At 35.5% G+C, this 24,900-nt stretch carries 22 protein-coding genes and 1 pseudogene; 13 read left to right on the top strand and 10 right to left on the bottom strand.

The genetic code is table 11. The annotated features are described in order from the left end of the window. Positions 1-8: 8 nt before the first annotated feature. Complete coding sequence (locus IP358_RS06085) at positions 9-1,724, bottom strand: hypothetical protein (RefSeq protein WP_006802699.1); 1,716 nt, start codon at positions 1,722-1,724, stop codon at positions 9-11. A 121-nt stretch (positions 1,725-1,845) separates the two neighbouring features. Here IP358_RS06085 and IP358_RS06080 point away from each other — a divergent pair, with 121 nt between their 5' ends. The 9 genes from IP358_RS06080 (at position 1,846) to trpB (ending at position 11,002) form a co-directional block, all read left to right on the top strand. Beyond that, positions 1,846-2,271 (top strand): hypothetical protein, encoded by a 426-nt coding sequence (locus IP358_RS06080; RefSeq protein ID WP_006802698.1) that lies wholly within the window; start codon positions 1,846-1,848, stop codon positions 2,269-2,271. An 81-nt stretch (positions 2,272-2,352) separates the two neighbouring features. Then, entirely contained in the window at positions 2,353-3,066 is a 714-nt protein-coding gene (pyrH, locus tag IP358_RS06075; protein ID WP_006802697.1) for a UMP kinase, read from the top strand. A gap of 18 nt (positions 3,067-3,084) precedes the next feature. Beyond that, positions 3,085-3,312 carry a DNA-directed RNA polymerase subunit omega gene (locus IP358_RS06070; RefSeq protein WP_006802696.1) on the top strand — a complete coding sequence of 76 codons (228 nt, stop codon included), beginning with the start codon at positions 3,085-3,087 and terminating at the stop codon, positions 3,310-3,312. A 21-nt stretch (positions 3,313-3,333) separates the two neighbouring features. After that, entirely contained in the window at positions 3,334-5,481 is a 2,148-nt protein-coding gene (locus tag IP358_RS06065; RefSeq protein ID WP_006802695.1) for a RelA/SpoT family protein, read from the top strand. A 10-nt stretch (positions 5,482-5,491) separates the two neighbouring features. After that, positions 5,492-6,706, top strand: a complete 1,215-nt coding sequence (tyrS, locus tag IP358_RS06060; protein ID WP_006802694.1) for a tyrosine--tRNA ligase — start codon at positions 5,492-5,494, stop codon at positions 6,704-6,706. 9 nt (positions 6,707-6,715) lie between these two features. Continuing rightward, positions 6,716-7,807 (top strand): nitronate monooxygenase, encoded by a 1,092-nt coding sequence (locus tag IP358_RS06055; RefSeq protein WP_006802693.1) that lies wholly within the window; start codon positions 6,716-6,718, stop codon positions 7,805-7,807. Then, entirely contained in the window at positions 7,804-8,940 is a 1,137-nt protein-coding gene (locus IP358_RS06050) for an N-acetylmuramoyl-L-alanine amidase family protein (RefSeq protein WP_006802692.1), read from the top strand. The genes IP358_RS06055 and IP358_RS06050 overlap by 4 nt, the downstream gene beginning before the upstream one ends. 9 nt (positions 8,941-8,949) lie before the next feature. Further along, complete coding sequence (locus IP358_RS06045; protein ID WP_006802691.1) at positions 8,950-9,786, top strand: hypothetical protein; 837 nt, start codon at positions 8,950-8,952, stop codon at positions 9,784-9,786. A 10-nt stretch (positions 9,787-9,796) separates the two neighbouring features. Beyond that, positions 9,797-11,002, top strand: coding sequence for a tryptophan synthase subunit beta (gene trpB, locus IP358_RS06040; RefSeq protein WP_006802690.1), 1,206 nt, complete (start codon positions 9,797-9,799; stop codon positions 11,000-11,002). A gap of 25 nt (positions 11,003-11,027) precedes the next feature. Here the strand turns inward: trpB and IP358_RS06035 are convergent, their stop codons facing one another. From IP358_RS06035 to accD, 4 genes are read right to left on the bottom strand one after another with little or no spacing between them, the layout of a single operon-like run. Continuing rightward, complete coding sequence (locus tag IP358_RS06035) at positions 11,028-12,047, bottom strand: hypothetical protein (protein WP_006802689.1); 1,020 nt, start codon at positions 12,045-12,047, stop codon at positions 11,028-11,030. 1 nt (position 12,048) lies between these two features. Next, positions 12,049-12,402 carry an RNA polymerase-binding protein DksA gene (gene dksA / locus IP358_RS06030; protein WP_006802688.1) on the bottom strand — a complete coding sequence of 118 codons (354 nt, stop codon included), beginning with the start codon at positions 12,400-12,402 and terminating at the stop codon, positions 12,049-12,051. Between the two features lie 10 nt (positions 12,403-12,412). Beyond that, positions 12,413-12,880 (bottom strand): 23S rRNA (pseudouridine(1915)-N(3))-methyltransferase RlmH, encoded by a 468-nt coding sequence (locus IP358_RS06025; protein WP_006802687.1) that lies wholly within the window; start codon positions 12,878-12,880, stop codon positions 12,413-12,415. A gap of 6 nt (positions 12,881-12,886) precedes the next feature. Beyond that, positions 12,887-13,735: an acetyl-CoA carboxylase, carboxyltransferase subunit beta gene (accD, locus tag IP358_RS06020; protein ID WP_006802686.1), complete on the bottom strand. Its 849-nt coding sequence runs from the start codon at positions 13,733-13,735 to the stop codon at positions 12,887-12,889. 99 nt (positions 13,736-13,834) lie between these two features. Here accD and IP358_RS06015 point away from each other — a divergent pair, with 99 nt between their 5' ends. Continuing rightward, on the top strand, positions 13,835-14,620 hold the full coding sequence (locus IP358_RS06015; RefSeq protein ID WP_006802685.1) for an MnmC family methyltransferase: 786 nt from the start codon (positions 13,835-13,837) through the stop codon (positions 14,618-14,620). Between the two features lie 40 nt (positions 14,621-14,660). Here IP358_RS06015 and IP358_RS06010 read toward each other — a convergent pair whose 3' ends face one another. The 3 genes from IP358_RS06010 to petA are packed head-to-tail and all read right to left on the bottom strand — an operon-like array spanning position 14,661 to position 17,258. Further along, a complete protein-coding gene (locus IP358_RS06010; protein ID WP_006802684.1) occupies positions 14,661-15,503 on the bottom strand; it encodes a c-type cytochrome in 843 nt (280 codons plus the stop codon). 11 nt (positions 15,504-15,514) lie between these two features. Next, positions 15,515-16,744 carry a cytochrome b gene (locus IP358_RS06005; RefSeq protein ID WP_006802683.1) on the bottom strand — a complete coding sequence of 410 codons (1,230 nt, stop codon included), beginning with the start codon at positions 16,742-16,744 and terminating at the stop codon, positions 15,515-15,517. Positions 16,745-16,754: 10 nt separating this feature from the next. After that, positions 16,755-17,258: a ubiquinol-cytochrome c reductase iron-sulfur subunit gene (gene petA, locus IP358_RS06000; protein WP_006802682.1), complete on the bottom strand. Its 504-nt coding sequence runs from the start codon at positions 17,256-17,258 to the stop codon at positions 16,755-16,757. 1,008 nt (positions 17,259-18,266) lie between these two features. Here petA and IP358_RS05995 point away from each other — a divergent pair. The 3 genes and pseudogenes from IP358_RS05995 (at position 18,267) to IP358_RS05985 (ending at position 22,570) form a co-directional block, all read left to right on the top strand. Next, positions 18,267-19,643, top strand: coding sequence for an MATE family efflux transporter (locus tag IP358_RS05995; RefSeq protein WP_006802681.1), 1,377 nt, complete (start codon positions 18,267-18,269; stop codon positions 19,641-19,643). A gap of 127 nt (positions 19,644-19,770) precedes the next feature. Beyond that, positions 19,771-21,183, top strand: a complete 1,413-nt coding sequence (locus tag IP358_RS05990; protein ID WP_006802680.1) for an aspartate ammonia-lyase — start codon at positions 19,771-19,773, stop codon at positions 21,181-21,183. 30 nt (positions 21,184-21,213) lie between these two features. Continuing rightward, a pseudogene (locus IP358_RS05985) lies at positions 21,214-22,570 on the top strand (anaerobic C4-dicarboxylate transporter). 226 nt (positions 22,571-22,796) lie between these two features. On the opposite strand, the gene IP358_RS05980 reads toward IP358_RS05985, so the two are convergent. Both IP358_RS05980 and IP358_RS05975 read right to left on the bottom strand, forming a co-directional pair. Beyond that, a complete protein-coding gene (locus IP358_RS05980; protein WP_006802678.1) occupies positions 22,797-23,669 on the bottom strand; it encodes a radical SAM/SPASM domain-containing protein in 873 nt (290 codons plus the stop codon). Then, entirely contained in the window at positions 23,662-24,900 is a 1,239-nt protein-coding gene (locus IP358_RS05975) for an ABC transporter permease (protein ID WP_040498548.1), read from the bottom strand. The genes IP358_RS05980 and IP358_RS05975 overlap by 8 nt, the downstream gene beginning before the upstream one ends.

Genomic DNA, 24,900 nt, shown 5'->3' with positions numbered 1-24,900 from the left:
TTTAAGCCTTATTCCGCCCTGCTTAAATCCCATATCAAAAAGCCTATGGGGAAGTTGCCTTTGACATTATCAAAGGTATAGGCTGGACAGATAAATCCCCTTAAAAATTTAGCTTTAAACTTCTCTCTAAATTTTACAAAATTACTAGCATTGACATATTTAAGCGTTGAGAAACTTGCAAGAATGCAGTGTGGAATCTCTTCGTTAATTCTAATAAAAAATTGGGCAAAAAGTTCTCTAACAGATTTATCATAATCTCCCATATATCGTTGAGAAATTAAAGTTTGATTGCTGACATTTGTCTTGTTTTGATTGTTGGTGCTAGTAGTTGTTTTGGTGCTTGCTGCCTCTGCATAGGGTGGGTTGATAAATATAATCAGCTTTTTGCGTTTTGCTTCATTTTTTAGAATTTCTTGCAGGGATTTTGGTAGTTTAGATTCTACGCAATGAGGGCATTTAGAATCTAGTCCATTTTTAGCGTGTTTATCACAAGGTTTGTCAAAAAACTCATCGTTTAAAAAGTCAAATTGAAAAATATGCTTTGGCAGTAGGTGCAGGGCGTTTTCACTTGAAAGCTCTTGCATAATCTCTACATCAGCTTTATCTAAGGTAGAAGCATAGAGTTTGTGAGATTCCGTAAGGTTTGTAAGTAGATTGCCTGTGCCTGCGGCACAATCCCATATATAATACTCGCTTTGATAGTTTTCACCTAAGGCTTTTTCTAGGTAGCTTTGGGCTTTGCCTACCCAAATTTGCGGGGTGAAAAACGCCCCCTTTCGCTCCCTGATGTCGCTAGGCACTAGCAAGTCTCGCCTATCTATAATGTAGCTCCAATACTCTTCTTTTGGTGGGCGTTCATAGAGATTCCAAAAGGCTGTATGGGCTTTTTGATCATCATTAAAACTTGCGGTATCTTTTTGCTGTGTCCCCATAAATGTGGTGGTTTTATTAAACTCATAATGTGTTTGTTTTAGCACGACAAAAAGTTTATCTAGTAGGCTTTGATTTTCAGCACTTAGTAAATCTGCTAGGTAGAAATCTGCGTCTAAAATCCCTGCGTTTTTAGCAAGATTCCAATCAATGCCAATGCTAGGGGCTACGCTTGTAAGCCACTTTTGATAAATGGTAGTGAAGTTGTTTTTGGTTATGGGGATTTTGGCGATGTTTTCATTATTTAGCGTGAAATTTGCTTGTATGAAAGATTGCAATTCTTTATAGTCGCTTTTGAAGTTAAATTGCAATTTTTTAGATTCTAAAAGCTCTTTTGTTTTGGTGTGGAGTGTTTTAAACTCTTTTGTGTCGTGGTTACTTGGGGTTACATTCCAATTAAAGTCATTTTGTGTGAATATAGAATCTAGCTCGTGGTAGGGGATAAAGGCTATTCTCTCACAATCGAGCGCTCCTAAGAAAATGGGTGGGAGATTGTTTTCATAGGTTTTTTCCTTGCCTATGGTTAGGATTAGCTGGATAAAAGATTCTATAATATCTGCCTTATTGCCCTTTTTGGCTTCTGCCCACAAAAAGTTTATAGGCTGGAAAAGTGTCTTTGCGTTGTAGCTTATGCAAAAATCAATCCGCCCTAGAATCTGCGTGGAATCTAGCGTTTTTAGTAGGGTTTTTTGCTCTTTGTCTAGTTTGATATTTTCACTTTGTGGGTTTGGGCTGAAAAAATCAGCTGCCACTTTGCTTTTAAGCTCTTCTTCTAGGAGATTTAGGGGATACATTGGAGTCCTTTTTGTAAATGGATAAATATAACCTAAAAAACTTGAAAGCAACAAGAAGTAACAAAAATAAAGCAGATAATGGATAGAATTTTAATAAAAATTTGTTTTTTAAGGCTTTGTTTTGCGGTTATTAATTGCGTGTTTTGTTGTTTTATTTGGGGCGTGTTCTGCGGAGCTAGATAAGGAATCTAAAGATGAGAAAATGGAATCCAATAAGACCTTAGAGCTTGAAAAAACAAAGAAAACAGAAGATATAGAAGCGTTAGAAACTCCCTTGCAAAAAGAGCTAAAAAAGAATCTAAAAAGCCATTTGGATTCTTTAAGTAAAGAGTTGCATTCTAAGAATTTAGGGGATTTGCGCTTTGAAAACACAGGAGCAAAAGAGCATTTTGAACAATTTGAAAGCTTAAGTAAGGACAATTTAAAAGGAGATTTACAAAAGGATTCCGATAAGGGTAGTCCTAGCTTGCATTTACAAAAAGCATATATTCTACAAGAAACACAAATTCAAAAATTGCGCCAAAAAAATGATGAAATTGGCAAGTGATTTTAGAAATTTACACGATTATTAAGTAAGTTTTGATTAAAATTGCGGATTTAAGTAATTATTAAAGTAAAGGCAAAGCAAATGGCAAAGCGCGTTTTGGTTAAGTATTCAGGAGAGGCGTTGGCTGGTGAGAGTGGCTTTGGGATTGAAAGTAAAATTTTAGATTATCTAGCAAGCGAGATTAAAACGCTTGTGGAAAATAAGATTGAAGTTGGAATCGTAATTGGTGGTGGTAACTTCGTGCGTGGCGTAAGTGCGTCAAAAGGTGGATTGATTCGTCGCACAAGTGGTGATCATATGGGAATGTTAGCAACGGTGATTAATGGTGTAGCAATGCAAGAAGCATTGGAATATTATGGTATTGATGTGCGTGTGCAAAGTGCTTTAGAGATTAAAGAAGTGTGCGAGAGTTATATTAATCGTCGTGCAATTAGACATTTAGAAAAAGGGCGTGTTGTGATTTTTGTAGCAGGAACGGGGAATCCGTTTTTTACAACAGATACAGCAGCGACATTGCGTGCAATTGAAATTGAAGCGGAGATGATTATTAAGGCTACAAAGGTTGATGGCGTGTATGATAAAGATCCTGCGAAATTTAGCGATGCGGTTATGCTAGAGAAAATCAGTTATGAACAGGCATTGCAAGATAATATTAAAGTAATGGATGATACCTCTATTGCTTTAGCAAAGGATAATAGCTTGCCTATTGTAGTGTGTAATATGTTGCGTGAAGGAAATTTATTAAAAGTAATTCAAGGTGATTCTTGCGCAGTATGTTCAAAGGTATTTAATTAATTTATAAAGGAATAGAAAATGAGAATTGAAGAAATTGCTGCAATGGCATTAGAACAAGTAAATGGAGATAGATATTTGCTATCAAATATTTTATTTGCAAGAATTGATGAGTTAAGTCGTGGTGCAAAACCGCTTGTAAGCAAAAGCGTAAAAACTAGCAAGCTTTCTGATATTGCATTGCTTGAAGTTGCTGAAGGTAAGATTGGCTTAGATAAAATTGAAGAGCTACAAGCTAAGGATTTTTAAAAAGAGATCTCAAGGCAGAATTTGAAGTTTTTAGAACAAGTTGCGGAGATTTCTAGCCCAAAGGTGGCATTAGAGCTGTTGTATTCTATGGTGGAGATGACACCAAATATTCAAAATGCCATTGCTTTTGCCACAGAAGCACACAAAACACAAAAACGAAAAAGCGGAGAGCCTTATATTGTGCATCCTTTGCTTGTGGCGTGCATTGTTTCGCATTTTGGTGGCGATGAGGTTATGGTATGTGCCGCGCTTTTACACGATGTGGTGGAAGATACAGATTACACACTTGAAGATGTGAAGCGTGATTATGGCGAAGATGTGGCATCTTTGGTTGATGGGCTAACAAAGATTGTTGCAATCCGCGCTGAAGAGCTCCCTGCTTCACATTCTAATGAAAAATTAGTTGTTGCAGCGCTAAGCTTTAGAAAAATGCTAATCACTTCTGTAAAAGATGTGCGTGTGCTTGTGGTAAAGCTTTGTGATAGACTGCATAATATGCTAACGCTCTCAGCGCTTGCGCCAAACAAACAACGGAGAATTTCAGAAGAAACCCTTGTAGTTTATGCACCTATTGCTCATAGACTTGGAATTTCATCGCTTAAAAATGAGCTTGAGGATAGAAGTTTTTATTATATTTTTCCAGAAGATTATCGCAAAATTGATAGCTATTTTAAAAGCCATAAACAAACTATTCAATTAAAACTTAATGCTTTTATTCAAAAGGTTAAAAAAAGTTTAATTCAAGGCGGGATTCCAGAGGGGGATTTTACGATTGCAAGTCGTGTGAAGCGGCATTATTCTATTTATCTAAAAATGCAACGCAAGGGGATTTCTATTGATGAGGTGTTAGATTTATTAGCCATTCGTGTGATTGTTAAAACACCTTTAGAGTGTTATCGCGCGCTTGGGATTTTGCATTTGCGTTTCAAGCCTATTATGTCGCGCTTTAAGGATTATATTGCATTGCCAAAAGAGAATGGTTACCAAACAATCCATAGCACGCTTTTTGACGATTCTGCAATTTTTGAAGTGCAAATCCGCACAGAAGATATGCACAAAAGTGCGGAATATGGAATCGCAGCGCATTGGAAGTATAAAACAGGGGGAAATAGCGGTCCTAGTTTAGATTGGCTTAATAAATTGCAATTCCAAAATAACTCTGTTGAAGAATTTTATGAGCTTGTGAAAAATGATTTATACAGAGAGGATATTGTTGTGTTTTCCCCTGATGGGGATAATTATTCCTTGCCCATTGGTGCTGTGGTGCTTGATTTTGCCTATGCGGTGCATACAGAAGTTGGGAATCGCGCAAAAGAAGCCTATGTTAATAATCAAAAAACTTCGCTTCTAACAACGCTTAAGAGTGGTGATATTGTAAAAATCATTACTGCAAAAGATACGATTTTGCGTTGTTCTTGGATGGATGCTGTTAAAACTTCACGCGCAAAGAGTCAATTAAAGATGAATTGTGCGAGCAGAATCAAAGAAATTGAACGCAAAAGTGCTATTAATATCCTTGCGACAATTTTTGGCAAGAGTGCTGAAGAGATTGAAAACTATATTGTGCAAAATAATTTAGAAGATATGGTTTATCGTGCAACAACGGATATTAGCTATCTTAAAGATATTAAAAATCGTATTAAAAACAATTATCGCCAAAATGCTGGGTTTTTAGAGCAGATTAAAATTAGGATTTTAAAGCTTAAAGAATTGCATTTTGATAATCTTGTAATCCAAACAAATCATACAATTAATCAAGCAGTTTTTGATTATTGCTGTCATCCAAAATTTGGTGATTCTATTATTGCTTTTAAAAATGGCTCTAAGGCGTTTGTGCATCACAAGCTTTGCGATAGAGCTTATTTAGAGATTCAAAAGGGCGTGAAAATGCTTTATGTGGATTGGTTAGAAGATAAGCTACAAATTTACAAGCTTATTGTAGCATTGGAAAATCAAAAAGGCGTGCTTGCAAGCTTTTTAACTTTTTTGGCAAAGCACGATATTAATGTATTAGGTGTTGAGTTAGGCTCTCAAAAAAGTACTTATGCAACACATTGTGAAGTGCGTTTTGAAAGTAGCGTTTCGGATTTAAAGGCTATTAGAAGTTTGCTTGGTAGCAATTATAAAATTATTGATGTGTATGCATTAAAAGATGCGTATGCAAACTAAGGGAGAAATAATGAGTGTGGAATCTAAAATCAAAGAAGCATTAGCAGAGATTGAACGCGGAGTGCAAGAGATTATAGGCTTTGATTATATTAAAGAGCTTGTTACAAATTATTTTAAAGAAGGTAAAACTTACACGATAAAAGCAGGATTTGATCCAACGGCTCCGGATTTGCACTTAGGGCATACAGTGCTTTTACAAAAGCTAGCCACTTTTCAAAAATATGGCGCAAAGGTGTTTTTTCTCATTGGAGATTTTACAGGAATGATTGGCGATCCATCAGGTAAAAGTGAAACAAGAAAACCACTAAGTAAAGAGCAAGTTTTACAGAATGCAAAAACTTATGAAGAGCAAGTTTATAAGGTGCTTGATGCTTCTAAAATGGAGATTGTGTTTAATTCTAACTGGTTAGATTCCTTAGGAACGCGTGGAATGATTGAGCTTGCAGCAAAGTTTTCAGTAGCAAGAATGTTAGAGCGTGATGATTTTGAAAAACGCTTTAAGGCTCAAAGCCCTATTAGTATTGTGGAGTTTTTCTATCCGCTTTTACAAGGATATGATTCTGTGGCGTTAAATTGTGATATTGAATTTGGAGGCACAGATCAAAAGTTTAATTTGCTTATGGGGCGACATTTACAGCGTGCTTATGGGTTAGAAAAAGAACAATCTGTGGTGATGGTGCCTTTATTGGAAGGCTTAGATGGTGTGAATAAAATGAGTAAAAGTTTAGGGAACTATGTAGGAATTACGCAAGAACCAAAAGAAATGTTTGGGAGAATTTTAAGTATTTCAGATTCCTTAATGTGGCGGTATTATGAGCTTTTAAGCACAAAGAGCTTGCAAGAAATTGCAGAATTAAAACAAGGTGTTGAAAAAGGGGAGTTGCACCCAAAAGTTGTAAAAGAGAATTTAGCTTTAGAAATTATTGCGCGCTATTATGATATAAATGCTGCAAATGCCGCCAAAGAAGAATTTGCAAGAGTTTTTAGTAAAGATGAATTGCCAAGCGATATTCCAGTTTTTACTAAAGAAAAGGGAATTTGGATAGCACAATTAGCTCAAGAATGTGGGCTTTGTGATTCTAATTCTGAAGCATTGCGTGCAATTAAGCAAGGCGCATTAAAGCTAAATGGCAAGAAGGTAGAAGATTCTAAATTGAATTTGCAAGAGAGTGAGTATATTTTGCAAATTGGAAAGCGCAAGTTTGCAAAAGTCATCATAAAATAAAGGAAATTTATGCTAAATACAACGCTAAAACCACTAAAAATCGGTAAATACACAATTGAGATTCCTATTTTTCAAGGTGGAATGGGAGTTGGGATTAGCTGGGATAAACTTGCCGGAAGTGTTTCAAAAACTGGTGCAATGGGGATTGTTTCTTGTGTGGGGACAGGATATTATCAAAAAAGTGCATTTATCCAAAAGGCAATTAAAAATCGGCCCTTTGATACGCTAAATTTTTATTCTAGAGAATCTTTATTTGAGATTTTTAAAAATGCAAGAAAAATTTGTAGGGAAAAGCCTTTGGGGGCAAATATTTTATATGCGATTAACGAATATGGGCGCGTGGTAAGAGATGCTTGTGAAGCTGGGGCAAATATGATTATTACAGGGGCTGGATTACCTACAAATATGCCAGAATTTACAAGCAATTTTCCAAATGTGGCTTTGATTCCTATTGTATCATCGGCTAAGGCGTTAAAGATTTTGTGTAAGCGATGGGAAGGGAGATATAAAAGAATCCCAGATGCAGTTATTGTGGAAGGTCCTTTAAGCGGGGGGCATCAAGGGGTGAGCTATGAGGATTGTTTTAAGCCTGAACATCAACTTGAAGCCATTGTACCAGAAGTGCTAGAAGAGAGTAAAAAATGGGGAGAGATTCCACTAATTGCCGCGGGTGGAATTTGGGATAGAAAAGATATTGATAATATTATGAATCTTGGAGCAAGTGGCGTGCAAATGGGAACACGATTTTTAGGGGCTAAAGAGTGTGATGCAAGCTATTATAACACGCTAATGCCAAAGGTAAAAAAAGAAGATATTGAGCTAATCAAATCCCCTGTTGGCTATCCTGCGCGCGCAGTGATTACAGGAGTAATTAAGGGCTTAAGAGAGGGAAAAGCACCTAAGGTTGCTTGCATTAGCAATTGTGTCGCACCTTGCCATAGGGGTGAAGAGGCAAAGAAAGTGGGCTATTGTATTGCTGATGGGTTGGGGGATGGATATTTGGGAGATCCAGAAAATGGCTTGTATTTTACTGGGGCAAATGGATATAAAATAGAAAAAATCCAAAGCGTTCAAGAAATTATTAATGAATTAAGTCAATGATACGCCTAATTATTGCGTTTTTTTTGTTTTCAACGCTACTTTTTGCAGACTTAAAAATAACAACTGCTAAACAGCTGCAAAATGGAATTGCGCTAGATTTTAATGAAAATGTTAAAGAAAGTTTTTTTAAGCGTTTTGTGTTAGAGAATAAAGGTATAGTGCGTTATGTGTATGATATTAATGCGCAATTGCTAGGTTCTGCAAAGGTGTTTGATTTTCAAGATGATGCAAGCATTAAGATTGCGCAAAATTCTAAGGATAAAGTTCGTCTTGTAATCTCCCTTCCAAAGAGTGCAAAAATTGATTTAGATATTAATAAAAAGCGTGCGAGTTTTAGGATTCCAAATTTAAAAAAACAATCAGATAATGTTTCTATTGCCTCTCTTTTTGATAGAAGATCTACACAGAATGTGGAATCTAAAATAAATCAATCTCAAAAAAGAGCTACCACAAACAAGAATAAAATTATCGTTGTAGATCCCGGACATGGAGGTAAGGATTGTGGTGCGATAGGTGTTGAAAAAGTGTGTGAAAAAACTATTGTTCTAAAGGTTGCAAAATATTTAAACGATGAGCTAAAAAAGCGTGGTTATAAGGTTTTTATGTCGCGTCAAAAAGATGTGTTTATTGGATTGCGTCAAAGGACAAGTTTTGCCAATAATAAAAATGCGGATTTGTTTATTTCTATCCACGCAAATGCTATTGCTGAAAATAAAGCAAAATTTGAAGGCGTGGAGAGTTATTTTCTTTCAACTGCAAGAAGTGAGCGCGCTAAAAAGGTGGCTGCTTTGGAGAATAAAGACGATACAGAAGGAATGAATTATTTTTCTAAGCAATCTTTTTTAAATACATTAAACACACAACGCATTGTTGCTTCTAATAAACTTGCTATTGATATTCAATATGGAATGCTTCAATCTTTGCGTGGAAAATATCAGCAAGTGATAGATGGTGGGGTTAGGGAAGGTCCATTTTGGGTGCTTGTGGGTGCATTAATGCCATCTGTTTTGTTAGAAGTAGGCTATATCACACATCCAAAAGAAGGTAAGCGTATTAATCAAAGTGCATATCAAAAAGCTCTTGCAATAGGAATTGCTGATGGTGTTGATGGGTATTTTCAAAAAAATCCATAAAGGTTAAAAATGCGTAAAATTACTGTTCCATATCTTGTGTTTGCTTCTTTGTATTTTGTGCTTGGGCTTTTTACAATTTTAATGTTAGTTTTAACAAGCTATTTTAATGAGTTTGGGCAAATGTTTCGTTTAACAACGCAGCCTTTTGGAGTGTATTTTAATATTGGAATTATTCTGCTAACTTGTAGTGTGATTGTGGCGATTTTTAACATTGTGCGCATTTATATTAGCCATTTGCCAAAGGTATATAGTTTGGCTATTGGAATTGTGCTGTGTGTATTTTTGTTTTTGCTTTATAGTGAAATGTTTTTACTAAAGCGCGTATTTTTGGATATTTTTTCACTAAAAGATTCTATTGCTTTAAATAATGAGAATGTTTTTTATAAAAATCTTTATCAGATTGTCACAGATTATACATTTTATTGTTTTTTTATTTTGTTTCCTGCTATTATCTATCTTGCAAATTTGAGTTTTGATAAAAGTGCCATAGGAAAGATTCTACAACTCACACAGCCAAGTTTTAATGTAATTGTTTGTGCACTTTTTGGGTTTGTGATTACTCCTTTTTTTAAAAGTGGAATTTATGGTTACATAGACTTAGGGCTTCTTTGTCTTGGGCTTTGTTTTGTGGGATATTATTGTTTTAAGCGTTATGGAACAATGGATTCTTATGAATATTTTAATGTTTTTTTATTATTTATTGTATGTTTTGTAATGTTTTTTGGGGATTTTAAGTTTGTTAATGGAGAATCGTATTTTGAAGTGCGTAAAGCATTTTATATCTTAGTATTATTTGGTTGGAGTAACAGCTGGATGATGAAATTAACCACCAAGAAAAAAATATGAAGGAGAAAAAATGCAACAAAAGCCGTATTTAAAGGAATATCCAAACGCTGAAGGTTTTTTTGGAAAATTTGGTGGGAGTTTTGTCCCAGATGCAGTGAAAAAGGCAATGGATGAGATTAATGTAGCCTATGATTTGATTGCGCAAAATAGTGATTTTATCACAGAATTGCGTAAGATTAGAAAGCATTTTCAAGGGCGTCCAACACCGATTTATTTTGCACATAATTTAACGAAAAAATATGGAGGAGCAGGGATTTATCTTAAAAGAGAAGATTTAAATCATACCGGCGCACACAAGCTTAATCATTGTATGGGAGAAGCGTTGCTTGCTAAATTTATGGGCAAAAAGAAGCTAATTGCAGAAACTGGGGCAGGGCAGCATGGGGTAGCAATTGCAACAGCAGCGGCGTATTTTGGGCTAGAGTGTGAAATCCATATGGGTGAAGTTGATATTGCAAAAGAGCATCCAAATGTGATTAGAATGAAGATTTTAGGAGCAAAGGTTATTCCTGTAAGTTTTGGAGCAAAAACGCTTAAAGAAGCTGTAGATTCTGCATTTGAAGCATATTTACAAGATTTAGATAATTCTATTTATGCCATTGGTTCTGTAGTGGGACCACACCCTTTTCCTAAAATGGTGCGTGATTTTCAAGCGATTATTGGTGTGGAATCTAGGGAGCAGTTTTTGGAGATGACAGGAGAGTTACCAGATATTGTAACAGCTTGCGTGGGTGGCGGAAGCAATGCTATGGGGATTTTTAGCGGATTTATTGATGATTGTGTGGAGCTTGTTGGAATAGAGCCATTAGGTTTAGGCAGTAAGCTAGGGCAGCACGCAGCAAGCCTTAGTTACGGAAGTGAAGGCGTAATGCACGGATTTAATTCTATAATACTTAAAGATTCTAATGGTGAGCCAGCACCTGTATATAGCGTGGCAAGCGGGCTTGATTATCCAAGTGTGGGACCAGAACATGCTTATTTGAATGCAATTAAAAGAACAAAAGTTGCGACAATTTCAGACAAAGAAGCCATTGATGCATTTTTTGAGTTAAGCAAGAATGAAGGAATTATCCCAGCAATTGAGTCCAGCCACGCTGTTGCTTATGCGCTAAAAATTGCTCCAGAGTTAAAGGGTAAAAAGATTTTAGTAAATCTTAGTGGCAGGGGAGATAAGGATATTGACTTTATTGTAGAAAAATATGGATATGGGGAATAAAATAGATTCCATTATGGAGTCTATTTTAATCTAGCAAGAATAATTCAAGCGGATATTTCTTGCCTAGACTTTTTAAGTCTAAATATGCACGCACTTTTAAGAGTTCATTTTCTGGATGTGCTTTTAAGCGTTCTTTTGCCTCTTCTATCATTTCAAGTTCCAAGAGAACATAGAAATACGCAACCTCAGCATTTTCATTCTTGTTTGCTAGCTCTTCAAATAAACTTACCCAACTTGCAGGTTCGTAACATTCTTTCATTTTTTGGGCAAGCAATAAATAATCTTGTTTGCTATATCCCACTTCATCGCAAAGTTTGGCAACTTCTGTGTTATCAAAATCCATTTTTTTAGCATAGCACATTCCCAACACAACATTCGCTAAGTCTTTATTAAATTTGACTTCACTTACGAAGCGTTTGATGTCTTTTAAATTATCACTTTCAAGCAGTTTTTTAAAAGCTTCACGCTTATAAGTTTCATCAAAATTTGCGCGTTTTAGCACTTCCGTGGCAAATTTTTCATCGTGCTGGATTTGGTTTAGCGTGTTTTGACGCACAAATGGCGATTTATCGCTAGGATTAAACTTTTTTAAATTTACATACTCTCCGCGCTTTAAATTTCCTAAAAGCTCAATGAGCTCATCTATTCTAGCTTCCCCGCTTTTTAGCGCAACACCTTCTTTTACATCAAGAGTTAAGTTGTTTAGCACAATGGAGAGTGATTTATAGCGGTTCATTGTGGGTTGCTTAAGTGTGGAATCCTTGCCTAAAAGTTGGTTTTCTAGTTGTTCAAGCAGAATTTTGTAATCGTTTTTGTATTTTGTGCGTTTGCGCCACATTCTGTATGCTCCACCTATTTCCAAAAAAACAACGATGATAAAAAATGCAATAACTGGCAAGATATACCAAACTGCCACAGGCAGAGTGATGCTTTTTGTGCTAAATGGAATCATAAAGGTATAACTCTCACCACTTAGGCTATACACATAAAGCCCTAAAAGCACAATAAAGACAAAGAGTGCGACAATGTAATATTTAAACTTCATATTAATCCTTTGAGCTTTTTTCTATAATTTCTCGGCATACTATACAATATTTTGCATGTGGTTTTGCTTTTAAGCGTTCTTTTGCGATGGGTTCATCGCACATTTCACAAATTCCATAAGAGCCTTGCTCGATTTTGGTAAGAGCAGAGTCAATATATTCAAGTTCAGTATTATGGCGTGTAAAAATAGAGCTATCTAGCGTGTTTTTCATATGCATTGCAGCTTGATCGGCTTCATCAAAAGACAAATCGCGTATATGTTCCATTGATTGGAGATGTTCTAGGTTATTATCCAAAATTGCTTGGCGTTTTTGTAATAATATTTTTTTAAAATTTCCCAATTCCTCTAGTTTCATAACTTCCCTTTTATTTGTGATATGGATGATTATTAAGCAAGCAAAACGCACGATAAATTTGTTCGCTTAAAACAATTTTGGCAACTTTATGGCTAAAAGTCAGTGGTGAGAGTGAAATTTGTGTGTTGCAACTTTGGATAAAGCAATCTTCAAGCCCATAGGCACCACCGATAAAAAATGCAATTTCCCCTTTGTCTTGCAAAATCTTTGCAAATGCAAAGGAATCTAAAGTCTTAGCATTTGGAGTTAGGGCGATTTTATAGGTATTTGGCTTTATAACCTTTAAGAAAGCTTGCGTGTAAGACTTTTGTGCTTCTAGCACTTCTTGTTTTTGACTTTCTTTTATGTGTTTTGAAAACAGATTGATAAACTCCACCTTTGCGCCAAAACTTAGACAAAGGGTGGCAAACTCACCACAAAGAGTGTCGCTTAAATCTTTGTTATTTTTAGCAATATAATAAATATTAATTTTTATCATAGAATTTTAAGCTTGCGCTGTAAAATACTCCAAAATTTGAGCGATGGTTTTTTTCATATCTTTGCGTTGGACAATCATATCAATTAATCCGTGTTCTAGTAGAAATTCCGCTGTTTGAAAGTCTTGTGGCAAATCTGCCCCAATGGTTTGTTTGATAACCCTAGCTCCAGCAAAGCCTATCATTGCACCCGGTTCTGCCATAATAATATCGCCTAAGAAGGCAAAAGAAGCGCTAACGCCACCCATTGTGGGATCGCTCAATACAGAGATAAAGGGCAATCCTGCTTGATTTAGCGTATTAAGTGCTGCAGAAGTCTTTGCCATTTGCATTAAAGAATAAGTGGATTCTTGCATTCTAGCACCGCCACTAGCGCTTACAATAATAAGCCCTTGTTTTTTTTCAATGGCTCTTGCGATAGCGCGCACAATCTTTTCACCTTCCACAGAAGCAAGCGAGCCACCCATAAAATTAAAATCAAAAAGTGCAATTTGCGCTCCTATGCCATTAATTGTGCATTCTCCGCTTATAATGGAGCTTGGGCGACCGCATTTGTTGGCGTATTCTTCCACGCGTTTTTTATAACTCTTTTTATCCACAAAATCCAGTGGATCATTAGGGCTTAAATCCTTGTCAAACTCTACAAAACTTTCCTCATCACACATTAAAGCAATTCTATCTTGTAAGCCTATGCGCATATGAAAATTGCATTTTGGGCAGGTGTAATGCTGGGCGATAACTTCTTTATAATACATTAGCGCGTTACAACCCGGGCATTTAACCCAGTGGCTCGGAGCTTCCTTTGGTAAGGCTCTTTCCTCTTTAGTGAAGTTTTTAAAAAAATCTGCAAACCCCATTTGTTCCCTCTATTCGTGGCTATTTTGCAACACTTTTTGGATAATAATAGGTGAAATTCTATAAAATTATCCGTTAATTTTCACTAAAGAAGATAAAAAATGCAAATTCTCACAAATGATACAAGTGTAACGCTTTATAACGCGCGTTTTAATGAAGCTTATCATAATGCAAATGATGGTGCGTTGCAAGAGACGCTCCATAAGCATATTTTACCAGCAGTTGCTCTAAAGTTAGATTTTAAAAAGTTAGAATCTAAAACGCTAAATGTGCTTGATATTTGCTTTGGGCTTGGATTTAATACACTAAGTTTGTATTCCGTGCTTAAAGAGTGTGGATTTAGTGGAATGGTGCGTGTTGATTCCCCGGAATTAGAGTTTTTAGAAAACTTAAAAGAACATCCTTATCCCAAAGAATTAATAAGAGCAAAAGAAGTGTTATGTGTTTTAGAAAAGAAGCGTGCATTTAAGGAAGGGAATTTTAATATTAAGTTGCATTTAGGGGACGCAAGGGAGATTTTAAAAGGTTTTTTAAAAGAGATACAACAAGGTAAAAGAGAAAAGTTTAATGTGATTTTTCAAGATCCTTTTAGCCCTTTAAAAAATCATCATTTATGGACTTATGAGTATTTTAAAATGCTTTATGCGCTAAGTAGTCAAAGCGTGGTAATAACAACTTATAGCCACAATTCTTGTATGTTATATTCTGCATTTTTGGCGGGGTTTTATGCTTATAAGGTGGTGCAAAAAAATGTCCGAGATTCCGTGATTTTAACAAAAACACAAGACACACTAAAGCTAAATTTAGAATTTGTAGAAAAAGTTTTTAAGATTGATATAGAGCATAAGATTAGAGTCAATCCTAAGCTAAAGGGCTTATATGATTAAGAGAGTTAAAGCAAGGAATCCCTTGCTTTAAAGGTTTAGATTAATGCACATCTTTCCAGATTTTGCGCTTCCATAGGTATGCGATAATACCCATAAATACCATAAAGATAACAAGCTTATAACCTAGAGATTCTCTCTCTGCCTTTTTGCTATCCCCAACAGATTCCATATAGGCAATCACTTGATTTTCTGCATTTTGTGTTAAACCAACGCGCGGCATTGCAGTGCCGGGTAGAATCTTTTGTGGGTCATTGATGAAATTATGGAGATATTCCATATTTCTACTACGAATCATCATTGATAAATCTGGGACTTTCGCGCCTAAATAAGTTGTAACGCCACCATCTGCTTGCCATTTGTCATAACGCACATTATGGCAACGCCCACAAGCATCGATAAAGACTTCTTTGTTTGTAAGCTCTTTTGGGGCGATACTTTGGAGATATGCAACCATATCGGCAATTTCTTGATCACTCATCCAATTATACGCTGGCATTGGATGTGTGCCATCATATTTATGTGTTTGTTTTGTGGCAACTGCTGCATCTTTAATCACATTTGATAGGAAGTTTTTCTCATAGATTAATCCTGCAGAAGATAAATCTGGTGGTAGCACTCCATAAGCAGCCACTGCATCTTCTGGGCTAAATGGAGATTCTAATCCTTCACTTTTAATAGAGTGGCAAGCGGTGCAGTTTGTGCTTACTAACTCTTTACCATTTGCGATATTGCCTTCGCTTACTTCAAGAGGTTTTAAATCTGAAAAAGTATAGTCTGCTGGGGCAACTTCTGGATACATTTGTCCGTGTGCGAAAGGCTCTACACCCCAATAAATGATTCCTGTAATAACTGCAACAATAATTAATGCTAAGAATTCTTTCATACGCCTACTCCTTATGCTTGCTTCTTATCTTCACTTTTAGTGATGATTGGTAAGAATACAAATAATAATGCTAAAAATACAATTGTTGCTGCAAAGCCAATGTAGGCATTAATACCTGTTGGAGGGAGTTTGCCCCAAATTGTTAGAATAATCATATCTGCAACTAATAGCCAAAAGAAAATCATAAAGCCCGGGCGTTTATGTGCTGGTGCTACGACTTTGCTACGATCTAACCAAGGAAGCAAGATAAAGACAACATTAGCAATTCCAAATGCAATAAGCCCTAAATCCGCGCTAAAGAAAAATCCTCTTAAAATCTCATAACTCCACAAGAAATACCACTCTGGATAAATGTGTGGCGGTGTTTTTAAGTGATCTGCTGGATCAAAGTTGATAGGATCTAGTGCAAAGCTATAATGGTAGCAAGTGAGATAGAATAAAATTGCTAAAAAGAAGCTTGCTACAAAGAAATCTTTAGATAAGAACATAGGCCAAAATGGAATTACTTTAGATTCTTTTTTATTGCCTGCTTTGAACTTTTCTGCTTCTTTTTCAAAATCAATCTCTTCACCATACATATTATTAACATGTGGAATTCTTAAAGAATAAAAATGCACAGCAATCACAAGCATAATCACAACAGGAAGTAAAACGACATGTAGCATAAAGAATCTTGTAAGAGTTGCATCAGCAACGATAAAGTTACCACGAATCCAAACTACTAAATCTGGTCCAATTACAGGGATTCCACCAAATAGGTTTGTAATAACTGCTGCTGCCCAGTAGCTCATCTGTCCCCAAGGTAGCATATAGCCACTAAATGCTTCTGCGGAGAATAATCCAAAAAGAACCATTCCTGTAACCCAAATCATCTCACGCCCATTTTTGTAAGAACCATAATAAATTGCAACAAACATATGGATATAAATGATTAAGAAACACACAGAAGCACTTACAGCGTGTAAATGCCGCCAAAACCAACCATATGCAACTTCTTGCATAATCGTGTAATTTACACTATCAAAGGCAAGTTTGGTATCAGGCTTATAATACATTAATAAAAATAGCCCAGAAACTACTAAAAGTGTAAATAAAACAACCAAAACAACACCCATTGCCCATAAGAAATTGATGTTTTTTGGAATCCAATATTCTGTCATTAAGACTTTCATTAAAGGCTTAACTGCTAGTCTTTGATCTAGCCAATCAATAATGCCATTTGCTTTTTGAATTTGCGCCATACGCTACTCCTTATGCTTTTCCAATGAGTTTTAAATACTCTGGTCCTTCTTCGCCTAACACTAATTTTGTTCCATCAATTTTAAAAGGTGGAATCACCATAGGGCTTGGAGGTGGTCCAAAAACTTGTCTTCCACAGGCGTCAAAGCGTCCTCCGTGGCAAGCGCAGTGAAATTCTGTGGAATTAGAATCATAAGATGGGATACAGCCTAAGTGCGTGCAGATTTGAATCCCTACACTAAAGCTTGATTCCCCAACAATCACATCTCTTTGTTCGCATTTTTGCATTGCTGTGGTTTTTTTAATAACATACACAGGTGTCCCTCTGTATTCTACTTGACGATATTCTCCCTCTTGCATACTGCTTAAATCAACGGTTGTAAATCCAGCTGAAACAACACTTGGCAATGGATCCCAAGAAGACTTCATTGCAACAAGTGATGCGCCAACACCAACAGCTGCAACAGCCCCTAGAGTCATACCAAGGAAGTCTCTACGATTGACATTTTCTGCCATCATTTCCTCCTAAGAAAGTATAAAACTTTAAATAAAGCGTTAAAAAACTTTTAATTTTATCAAAAGGAAACTTTATTTTTAAAAAAGTAAGCAAATTTTTTACAAAAAAGTAAAAAATGTTTCAAAAATGCAAAAGCTTTATACTGTATTTGAGTTTTTATAGTAGCTTTTTGAATTGCTAAGATTAGAAGACTAAAATATGTTGCATATTAATGGCATTTAAATTTATTATCAAAATCTTAGTTATATTTGGTATTTATAGAATCACGCTTTTATTTAGCTCTATGAAACAGAAATAAATACATGAAGAAGTAAAGTAGCTAAATATAATTTTGTCTCTAAGAGAATATAAAATTAAGGTATAAGGATTATTTAGCTTTGCATAAAAACATATATCTCGTAATCAAGAAAATGGAACTATCATTTAACTATACAGAACCTTATTAAATATTTTACATTTCTCTTTTTTGGTCGAGAAAATACTTTTTTACTTATTTTCTTGTTTTTAAGAGTGTGCATTTACTCTTTTGTATATCGCTCTATTTATTTTTTTAAATATTCAGGGAAGTTATATCTCTTTGGATGGTTGGTATTCTATGGTCTTGGAGTCTGCCTACTGCATTGTTTTATAAAAATCCTCTTTTATTTGTGTATTTTCTATACTATTCATCACTCATTCCCTTTATTGCATTTTGCACTTATTCTCTCTTTTTGTCAAGTTTTTTCAATTCTCTTTAATAAAATCTCTATATTCTTTATTTAACACATACAGCCCACCATATTGTTTTAAAACTCTTTTGGACTTAGAGATTTAGAATATTTGTTGTTATTTGTATAACTTTGTAAATCTTCTCTTTGGCTACACCCTGTTATAAATAATGCTAACATTACAACCGAGATCCCGATAAATAAAGTAACATTGTTGCATTAATGATTAATTTAAGAATTTTAATTATGCTACAATTTCGCCTTAAATTTTAGAATCTTAAAGATATTATAGGGGCAGTAATGGCGCAATCTGCGCAAAAATCACAAAAATCTAAAGAAGAGTTAAAAACACTTGGAATCCCAAAATTATTTTTTTCTTATTTTATTCCCGCACTTATTGCTATGCTAGCACTCTCAAGCTATTCTACTATTGATGGCATTTTTGTGGGTAAAAAATTAGGTGAAAACGCGCTTGCGGCAATTGGAATTGCTTGGCCTATTTTTCCAGTTCTTATTGCTTTTGAGTTGCTCTTTAGTGTTGGTGGGGCGACAATGGCTTCGTATTTTTTAGGGCGAAATAAAGCCTTGCACGCAAGAGTTGTGTTTAGCTCTGTGTTTTACTTCGCTCTTGTTACAAGTGTGATAGGTGGAATCGTTTTATATATCTTTAGCGATTCTATTGCTTTAATGTTAGGGAGCAGTGAGCAGCTTTTACCTTTTGTTAGAGAATATACAGAAGTGATTTATTTAGGGGTGTTTATTATTGTATTGCACCCTATGCTTGATATTTTTGCTATTAATGATAAACAGCCTGTTTTAGCAATGGTGGCAATGGTGGTGGGGGCGGTTTCTAATATTGTATTAAATTATATTTTTTTATTTATTTTAGAGCTTGGGATTGCAAGCAGCGCTTTAGCTACGCTTTTAGGACACGGCATTGGAATGTGTATTTTGCTACAACATTTTTTACGCAAAAGGGGCGATTTGTTTTTGGTGCGTTCTTTTAATATATACGCGCTTTTAAACGCGACAAAAAATGGAATCCCACAAAGTAGCTCTGAAGTGAGTGTTAGTGTAATGATGTTGATTTTCAACCATACAATTTCAGATATTGCTGGGGATAGGGGATTGGCAATTTATAGTGTGATTATGTATGTTGGAATCATACCTTTTACAATTCTTTTATCAATGGCACAAGGCGTGCAGCCTATTGCTAGCTTTAATTATGGAGCAAAGCTAATGGGACGAGTGATAGGGATTTTTAAATTTGGCTTGCTCTTTAGTTTAGCAGGTGGAATCGTATTGTATGGATTATTTTATATATGCTCTCCATATTTAGTGAGTTGGTTTTTACCAGATGATATTGTAATGCGCGATATAAATTTACTAAAAGATACGCAAGATTCTATGCGGTTATATTTTTTAGGCTACGCACTTTTGGGTGTAAATATTGTAAGTGCGATATTTTTCCAATCTATTCAAAGAACGCTTAGCTCTTTTATGATTACATTTTCTTATACGCTTGTTTTTGCATTGCTCTTTGTGGTGAGTTTGCCAAGTTTTTATGGTTTTATTGGGGTAATGCTTGCGTATCCTTTGGGGATTTTATGCGCGACTTTTGTAACAGGTGGAATTGTGTTTTATGAGCGTAAAAAAGGAATCTTAAATAATATCTAATTTAAAACTAAAAATTAAATATTAAATATAATAAATCAAAAAGTAATAAGTTTTATAAGAGTAATATCGCTTTCATAAAGATTACATAAGTTAATCTTTAAATTCAGATTCTTTAGGAAGGTCTATCATGGGAACTAGAAAAGAGCACGATTTTATCGGTGAGTTAGAAATCTCTGATGATGTCTATTATGGAGTGCAAACTTTTAGAGCTGTGGAAAATTTCCATATGAGTGGAAGGAAGTTGAAGGATTACCCTTTCTTTATTAAGGCATTTGCGCAAATTAAAAAAGCAGCAGCACTTGCAAATAAGGAAGTAGGTGTTTTAGATGCACAAAAGGCAGACGCAATTATAAAAGCGTGCGATAGGCTAATTGCTGGCGAGTTTATTGATCAATTTGTTGTGGATATGATCCAAGGTGGTGCGGGGACTTCTACAAATATGAATGTTAATGAAGTGCTAACAAATATCGCATTAGAGAGTATGGGGCATAAAAAAGGTGAGTATCAATACCTTCACCCAAATGATCATACAAATTTAGGGCAATCTACAAATGATACTTATCCAAGCTCTATTAAAGTAGCGACACACGCGAAATTAGGCGATTTGCTAAAAGCTATGGAAGAGTTGAAAAATGAGCTTGAAATCAAAGCAAAAGATTTTAAAGATATGATTAAAATGGGTAGAACAGAGCTTGAAGATGCTGTTCCTACAACTTTAGGAAATACATTTAATGCGTTTGCTACTTACATTAAGACTGATATTGAGAGATTGACTTATGCAAGAAGCGTGATGGAGACTTTAAATATGGGCGCAACAGCAATTGGAACAGGGATTAACTGCCACCCAGATTATAAGAATCTTGTAGAGAAAAAATTAAAAGAAATTACTGGTGTAGAGTATAAACCAGCAGCGGATTTAATCGCAGCAACGCAAGATACAGCGGATTTTGTTTTTGTAAGTGGTGCATTAAAAACAGCAGCAGTGAGATTAAACAAAATTGCAAATGATATGCGTTTAATGAATTCTGGTCCTAGATGTGGTTTGGGCGAAATTAATTTGCCAAAAATGCAACCGGGAAGTTCTATTATGCCCGGAAAGGTAAATCCTGTAATTTGCGAAGTTGTGCAAGAAGCTTGCTATGAAGTGATTGGAAATGATACAACAATAATGCTTTGCAGTGAAAGAGGGGAGTTTGAGCTTAATGCAGTAGAACCCGGAATTGCTTATGCACTCTTTAATTCTTTAGTGATTTTAGAAAATGCAATGAAAACATTGGCACAAAAAGCAGTAAAACACCTAACTGCAAATGCCGAAGCTTGCAAGCAATCTGTGCTAAATTCTATTGGAATTGTAACTGCATTTAACCCAGTGCTTGGCTATGAAAAATCTGCAAGTATTGCAAAAGAAGCATTGCAAACTGGTAAGGCTGTAGGGGATATTTGTTTGGAGAGAGGGTATTTACCAAAAGAAGAGATTGATAAAATCTTGGATCCTAAAAATATGCTAAATCCACAAATGAAAAAGAAAAGAGACGCTTAAGTCTTAAAAAATAAAAAGTAAGGATAATAAATGGATATTCTGTTAATTCTTCAAGTTATCGTTTTACTTGGAGCGATTTTTGTTGGTATTCGCCTAGGTGGAATCGGAATTGGTTATGCTGGGGGAATTGGTGTTGTAATTTTAGGTTTAGCATTAGGAATGAAGCCTGGTAGCATTCCTTGGGATGTTATTTTGATTATTATGTCAGTTATTGCTGCAATTTCGGCAATGCAGCTTGCTGGAGGATTGGATTATTTGGTGCAGATTGCAGAGAGAATTTTACGCTCTAATCCAAAGTATATTAACTATCTTGCTCCAACAGTTACTTATGTTTTAACTCTACTTGCTGGGACAGGGCATACAGCGTTTTCAATGATTCCAGTTATTGTAGAAGTTGCAAAAGAGCAAAATATTAAGCCATCAGCTCCACTTTCTATTGCGGTTGTTTCTAGTCAAATTGCAATTACTGCAAGCCCTGTTAGTGCTGCTGTTGTTTATATGACAGGTGTGTTAGAGCCACTTGGTTGGAGTTACCCGCTATTGCTTGGAATTTGGATTCCAACTACATTTATTGGTTGTATGCTAACAGCGTTTGTGATGACAATGTTCTTAAATCTTGATTTAAGTAAAGATCCTAAGTAAAGATCCAGTGTATCAAGAGAGATTGGCTCAAGGTTTAGTTAAGCCTGCAGTTGGTGCGCAAAATATGGAGCTTAAAGAAGGTGCAAAACTTTCTGTTGGAATCTTCTTGGTTGGTGTTTTATTGGTTGTTCTTTATGCAACAGCTATTTCAAAAATTGGTGGTAAGCCAGTTTTGATTGAAAATGTTATTGTTCCTAGAGATGCGGCGATTATGAGCTTTATGCTTGCAGTTGCAACATTTATTGTAATTTTCTGCAAAGTAGAAACTGGTAAAATCGCTGATACTAGCGTGTTTAAATCAGGCATGGTAGCTTGTGTGTGTGTTCTTGGTGTAGCTTGGCTTGGAAACACATTTGTAGGTGGTTATACAGAAGAAATTAAAACTTTGGCTGGAGATTGGGTAAAAGCTGTTCCTTCATTGTTAGCTGTTATTTTCTTCTTTGCAGCAATGCTTCTTTATTCTCAAGCAGCGACTGCAAAAGCTATCACTCCAGTTGTTATTGCGGCACTTGGAATCACAGCGGCAAATCCGGGAGATTCTTATATGCTTGTAGCTTCATTTGCAGCAGTTTCAGCACTTTTTGTGCTTCCAACTTATCCTACACTTTTAGGTGCAGTTCAAATGGACGATACAGGTTCTACAAGACTTGGTAAATATGTGTTTAATCACGCATTCTTATTGCCGGGCGTTTTAGCAATCGTATTTAGCGTTGCTTTAGGATTTGTAGCAACTGCGTTATTCTAAAAGCTTCCCCCCCTTTTTTTTTGGGGTAGCTTTATAATTATTTCTCTCTTCATTTTTAAATAAGCCTTTTAGAATTTTAAATTTTACAGATAGCAAGGAAGTAAGCTTGCAATTTTAGGTTGTCTTTTCTTATTTGGAAAATTTAAAATTCTAAAAGACTAAGTTATTTTGTAAGAATGTAGAATACTAGAAGTTGGAATCGGATTTGGTATTTTGGATTCCGTATTTAAGGCGCTTTGTTTCTAAGGTATTCTGGATATTTACAAGCTTGACAGAAGCTTTCAATGCGTTTGTTGTTGTTAAAATGATTTACCAAATCTATTCTGCGTTTAGAGTTTAATATATTTATAAAGCTTTGTTTTTGTAGATTTCCTAGCGTGATAGCACCTTGGGTATCAAAACAGCACGGCACAACTCTGCCATCGCAAAGGATTCCAAGTTGTTTGTTAGCTCCATAACAAAATCCTTTTGTTTGTTTTTCTAGATTGTTTGTATCTACCCAGTCAAAAAAAGGTGCGCCAACTAAGTGGATTTTATAAGCAAGGCGTGTTTTAAGTGGAGATATGGAGGATAGATTAAAATGTTTTTGCAAGGCTTCATAAATGCGCGTATTGCGCTGTGGTGCTGTGAGATTTGGTTTTAGATTCCATAATCTTAGATTAATAAACTTTTCACTTTGCATTGCTTGGTGTTTTTGACAGAGTTCTAGGATTTTTTGGAGATAGGATTCTAATGCTACGGGTTGCCTTTGATAAAGTGCGCTTGTTAGAGAGATATTGATTTGGTGGATATTTTTATGTGTTAATAAAAGAGTAATATTGTGTGTATTTAGAAAAAAACCACTTGTGGTAATATCAAGGTTTAAATCTTGCGCGGAATCTAAATAGTCTTTTAAGGGATTGATGTTTAAAGGATCTCCTAAAATGTGTAAGGCACAAAGTTTTGTATAGGGGGAGATTTCTTGTGCAATTTTGCTAAAAAGCTTCAGTGGCATTGTAACTTTTGCTTCCTTTTTTGGTGTGCAAAAACTACAATCTAAACCGCAAAAATTTGTGATTTCTATGAAGATTTTTTCAAATTTTTTGCAAGCCTTACTCATTGCGTAAAACTTGCAAGGGATCAATTTGCGTTGCCTTTTTTGCCGGGTAGTATGAGGATAAAAACACGATAATAAAAGAACCTATAAGAATAGAGGCTAAGTCAATTAAAGACAAATCTAAAGGGAGTTTATCGCTACCATAAACATCAGCAGGCAAAGAGATAATAGGAAAGTTTGCGAGAATAAAAAGAATGATACCTGCCAAGATTCCACCAACTAGGATTCCACTAATTCCAATAAAGTTGCCTAAATAGAGAAAGGTTTTTTTAATTTCTTTTGCGCTTGTCCCCATTGTTAAAAGTAGGGCAATTTCTTTTCTGCGATTCATCACAGTCATCAAAAGTGAGCTAATGATATTAAGAGATGCTACTAGAATAATTAGCATAAGCACGATAAATAATGCGCGCTTTTCTAGTTCTAAAGCTGCAAAGAAATTGCCATTTTGTTCCCACCAGCCGACAAAATGCATATAAGGATATTTTTCTTTTAAAGCGATAATATCTTTTTGGGGATTTTTAGAGTAGATATGGATTCCATCATACACGCCTTGTGGCATTGTTTTGATTGTGCGTAAGGCGTCTAGGGTTGTGTAAATATAGCTTTTATCATAAGCAACGAGCCCAGAATTAAACACTCCCACGACATTAAAGCGTTTCATTGTGGGGGTTAGACTTATTGCTGTTGGGCTAAATTGCGTAAAAATCAAAAGTAAATTAGAGTTAAAATGTAAGTGAAACTGCTCTTGAAGTGTTTTGCCTATGATGATTTGAAAAGTTTTGGGTGCGTAGGTTTCACCAAGCCTTTTTTCAAAATTACGCTCTGTGGCAAGCAAGGCTTCACTAAATACAGGATTAATTGCACTCTCTCGCGCAAAATCCACGCCAAAAACGGCTGCTCCTTCAATGCTATCATTAGATTTTGATAGGGCTTGTGTTTGGATAAAAGGGCTAAATTTTAGATGCTTAAAGTTATTTTCTAAATCTGCTAAAAGCTCTTCATTTGGGCTATCAAAGCCAGCACTTACCATCGTTATGGGGTAATTCATAATAAATAATTTGCGTTCAAATTCTTTATCAAAACCATTCATTAAAGCCATTGCAACAATTAGCACCATAACGCCAATGCTAACGCCTAAAAATGCTAAAATTGCGGTAATTGAAATGAAAGGTTGCGCCTTATTAAAGCGTAAATAGCGGTGCACAAGATAGGCAACTAAACTTTGCTTTAACAT

This window comes from Helicobacter winghamensis ATCC BAA-430 (assembly GCF_028751035.1).
GTDB classification, from domain to species: domain Bacteria; phylum Campylobacterota; class Campylobacteria; order Campylobacterales; family Helicobacteraceae; genus Helicobacter_D; species Helicobacter_D winghamensis.
The sequence above is the reverse complement of the archived record's forward strand: the minus strand, read 5'-3'. Positions and strand labels throughout refer to the sequence as shown.

Coding starts and splice junctions, on each gene's coding strand:
- IP358_RS06085 (WP_006802699.1), bottom strand. CDS start 1,724: ATGTATCCCCTAAATCTCCTAGAAGAAGAGCTTAAAAGCAAAGTGGCA.
- pyrH (WP_006802697.1), top strand. CDS start 2,353: ATGGCAAAGCGCGTTTTGGTTAAGTATTCAGGAGAGGCGTTGGCTGGT.
- IP358_RS06070 (WP_006802696.1), top strand. CDS start 3,085: ATGAGAATTGAAGAAATTGCTGCAATGGCATTAGAACAAGTAAATGGA.
- tyrS (WP_006802694.1), top strand. CDS start 5,492: ATGAGTGTGGAATCTAAAATCAAAGAAGCATTAGCAGAGATTGAACGC.
- IP358_RS06055 (WP_006802693.1), top strand. CDS start 6,716: ATGCTAAATACAACGCTAAAACCACTAAAAATCGGTAAATACACAATT.
- IP358_RS06050 (WP_006802692.1), top strand. CDS start 7,804: ATGATACGCCTAATTATTGCGTTTTTTTTGTTTTCAACGCTACTTTTT.
- IP358_RS06045 (WP_006802691.1), top strand. CDS start 8,950: ATGCGTAAAATTACTGTTCCATATCTTGTGTTTGCTTCTTTGTATTTT.
- trpB (WP_006802690.1), top strand. CDS start 9,797: ATGCAACAAAAGCCGTATTTAAAGGAATATCCAAACGCTGAAGGTTTT.
- IP358_RS06035 (WP_006802689.1), bottom strand. CDS start 12,047: ATGAAGTTTAAATATTACATTGTCGCACTCTTTGTCTTTATTGTGCTT.
- dksA (WP_006802688.1), bottom strand. CDS start 12,402: ATGAAACTAGAGGAATTGGGAAATTTTAAAAAAATATTATTACAAAAA.
- IP358_RS06025 (WP_006802687.1), bottom strand. CDS start 12,880: ATGATAAAAATTAATATTTATTATATTGCTAAAAATAACAAAGATTTA.
- accD (WP_006802686.1), bottom strand. CDS start 13,735: ATGGGGTTTGCAGATTTTTTTAAAAACTTCACTAAAGAGGAAAGAGCC.
- IP358_RS06015 (WP_006802685.1), top strand. CDS start 13,835: ATGCAAATTCTCACAAATGATACAAGTGTAACGCTTTATAACGCGCGT.
- IP358_RS06010 (WP_006802684.1), bottom strand. CDS start 15,503: ATGAAAGAATTCTTAGCATTAATTATTGTTGCAGTTATTACAGGAATC.
- IP358_RS06005 (WP_006802683.1), bottom strand. CDS start 16,744: ATGGCGCAAATTCAAAAAGCAAATGGCATTATTGATTGGCTAGATCAA.
- petA (WP_006802682.1), bottom strand. CDS start 17,258: ATGGCAGAAAATGTCAATCGTAGAGACTTCCTTGGTATGACTCTAGGG.
- IP358_RS05995 (WP_006802681.1), top strand. CDS start 18,267: ATGGCGCAATCTGCGCAAAAATCACAAAAATCTAAAGAAGAGTTAAAA.
- IP358_RS05990 (WP_006802680.1), top strand. CDS start 19,771: ATGGGAACTAGAAAAGAGCACGATTTTATCGGTGAGTTAGAAATCTCT.
- IP358_RS05980 (WP_006802678.1), bottom strand. CDS start 23,669: ATGAGTAAGGCTTGCAAAAAATTTGAAAAAATCTTCATAGAAATCACA.
- IP358_RS05975 (WP_040498548.1), bottom strand. CDS start 24,900: ATGTTAAAGCAAAGTTTAGTTGCCTATCTTGTGCACCGCTATTTACGC.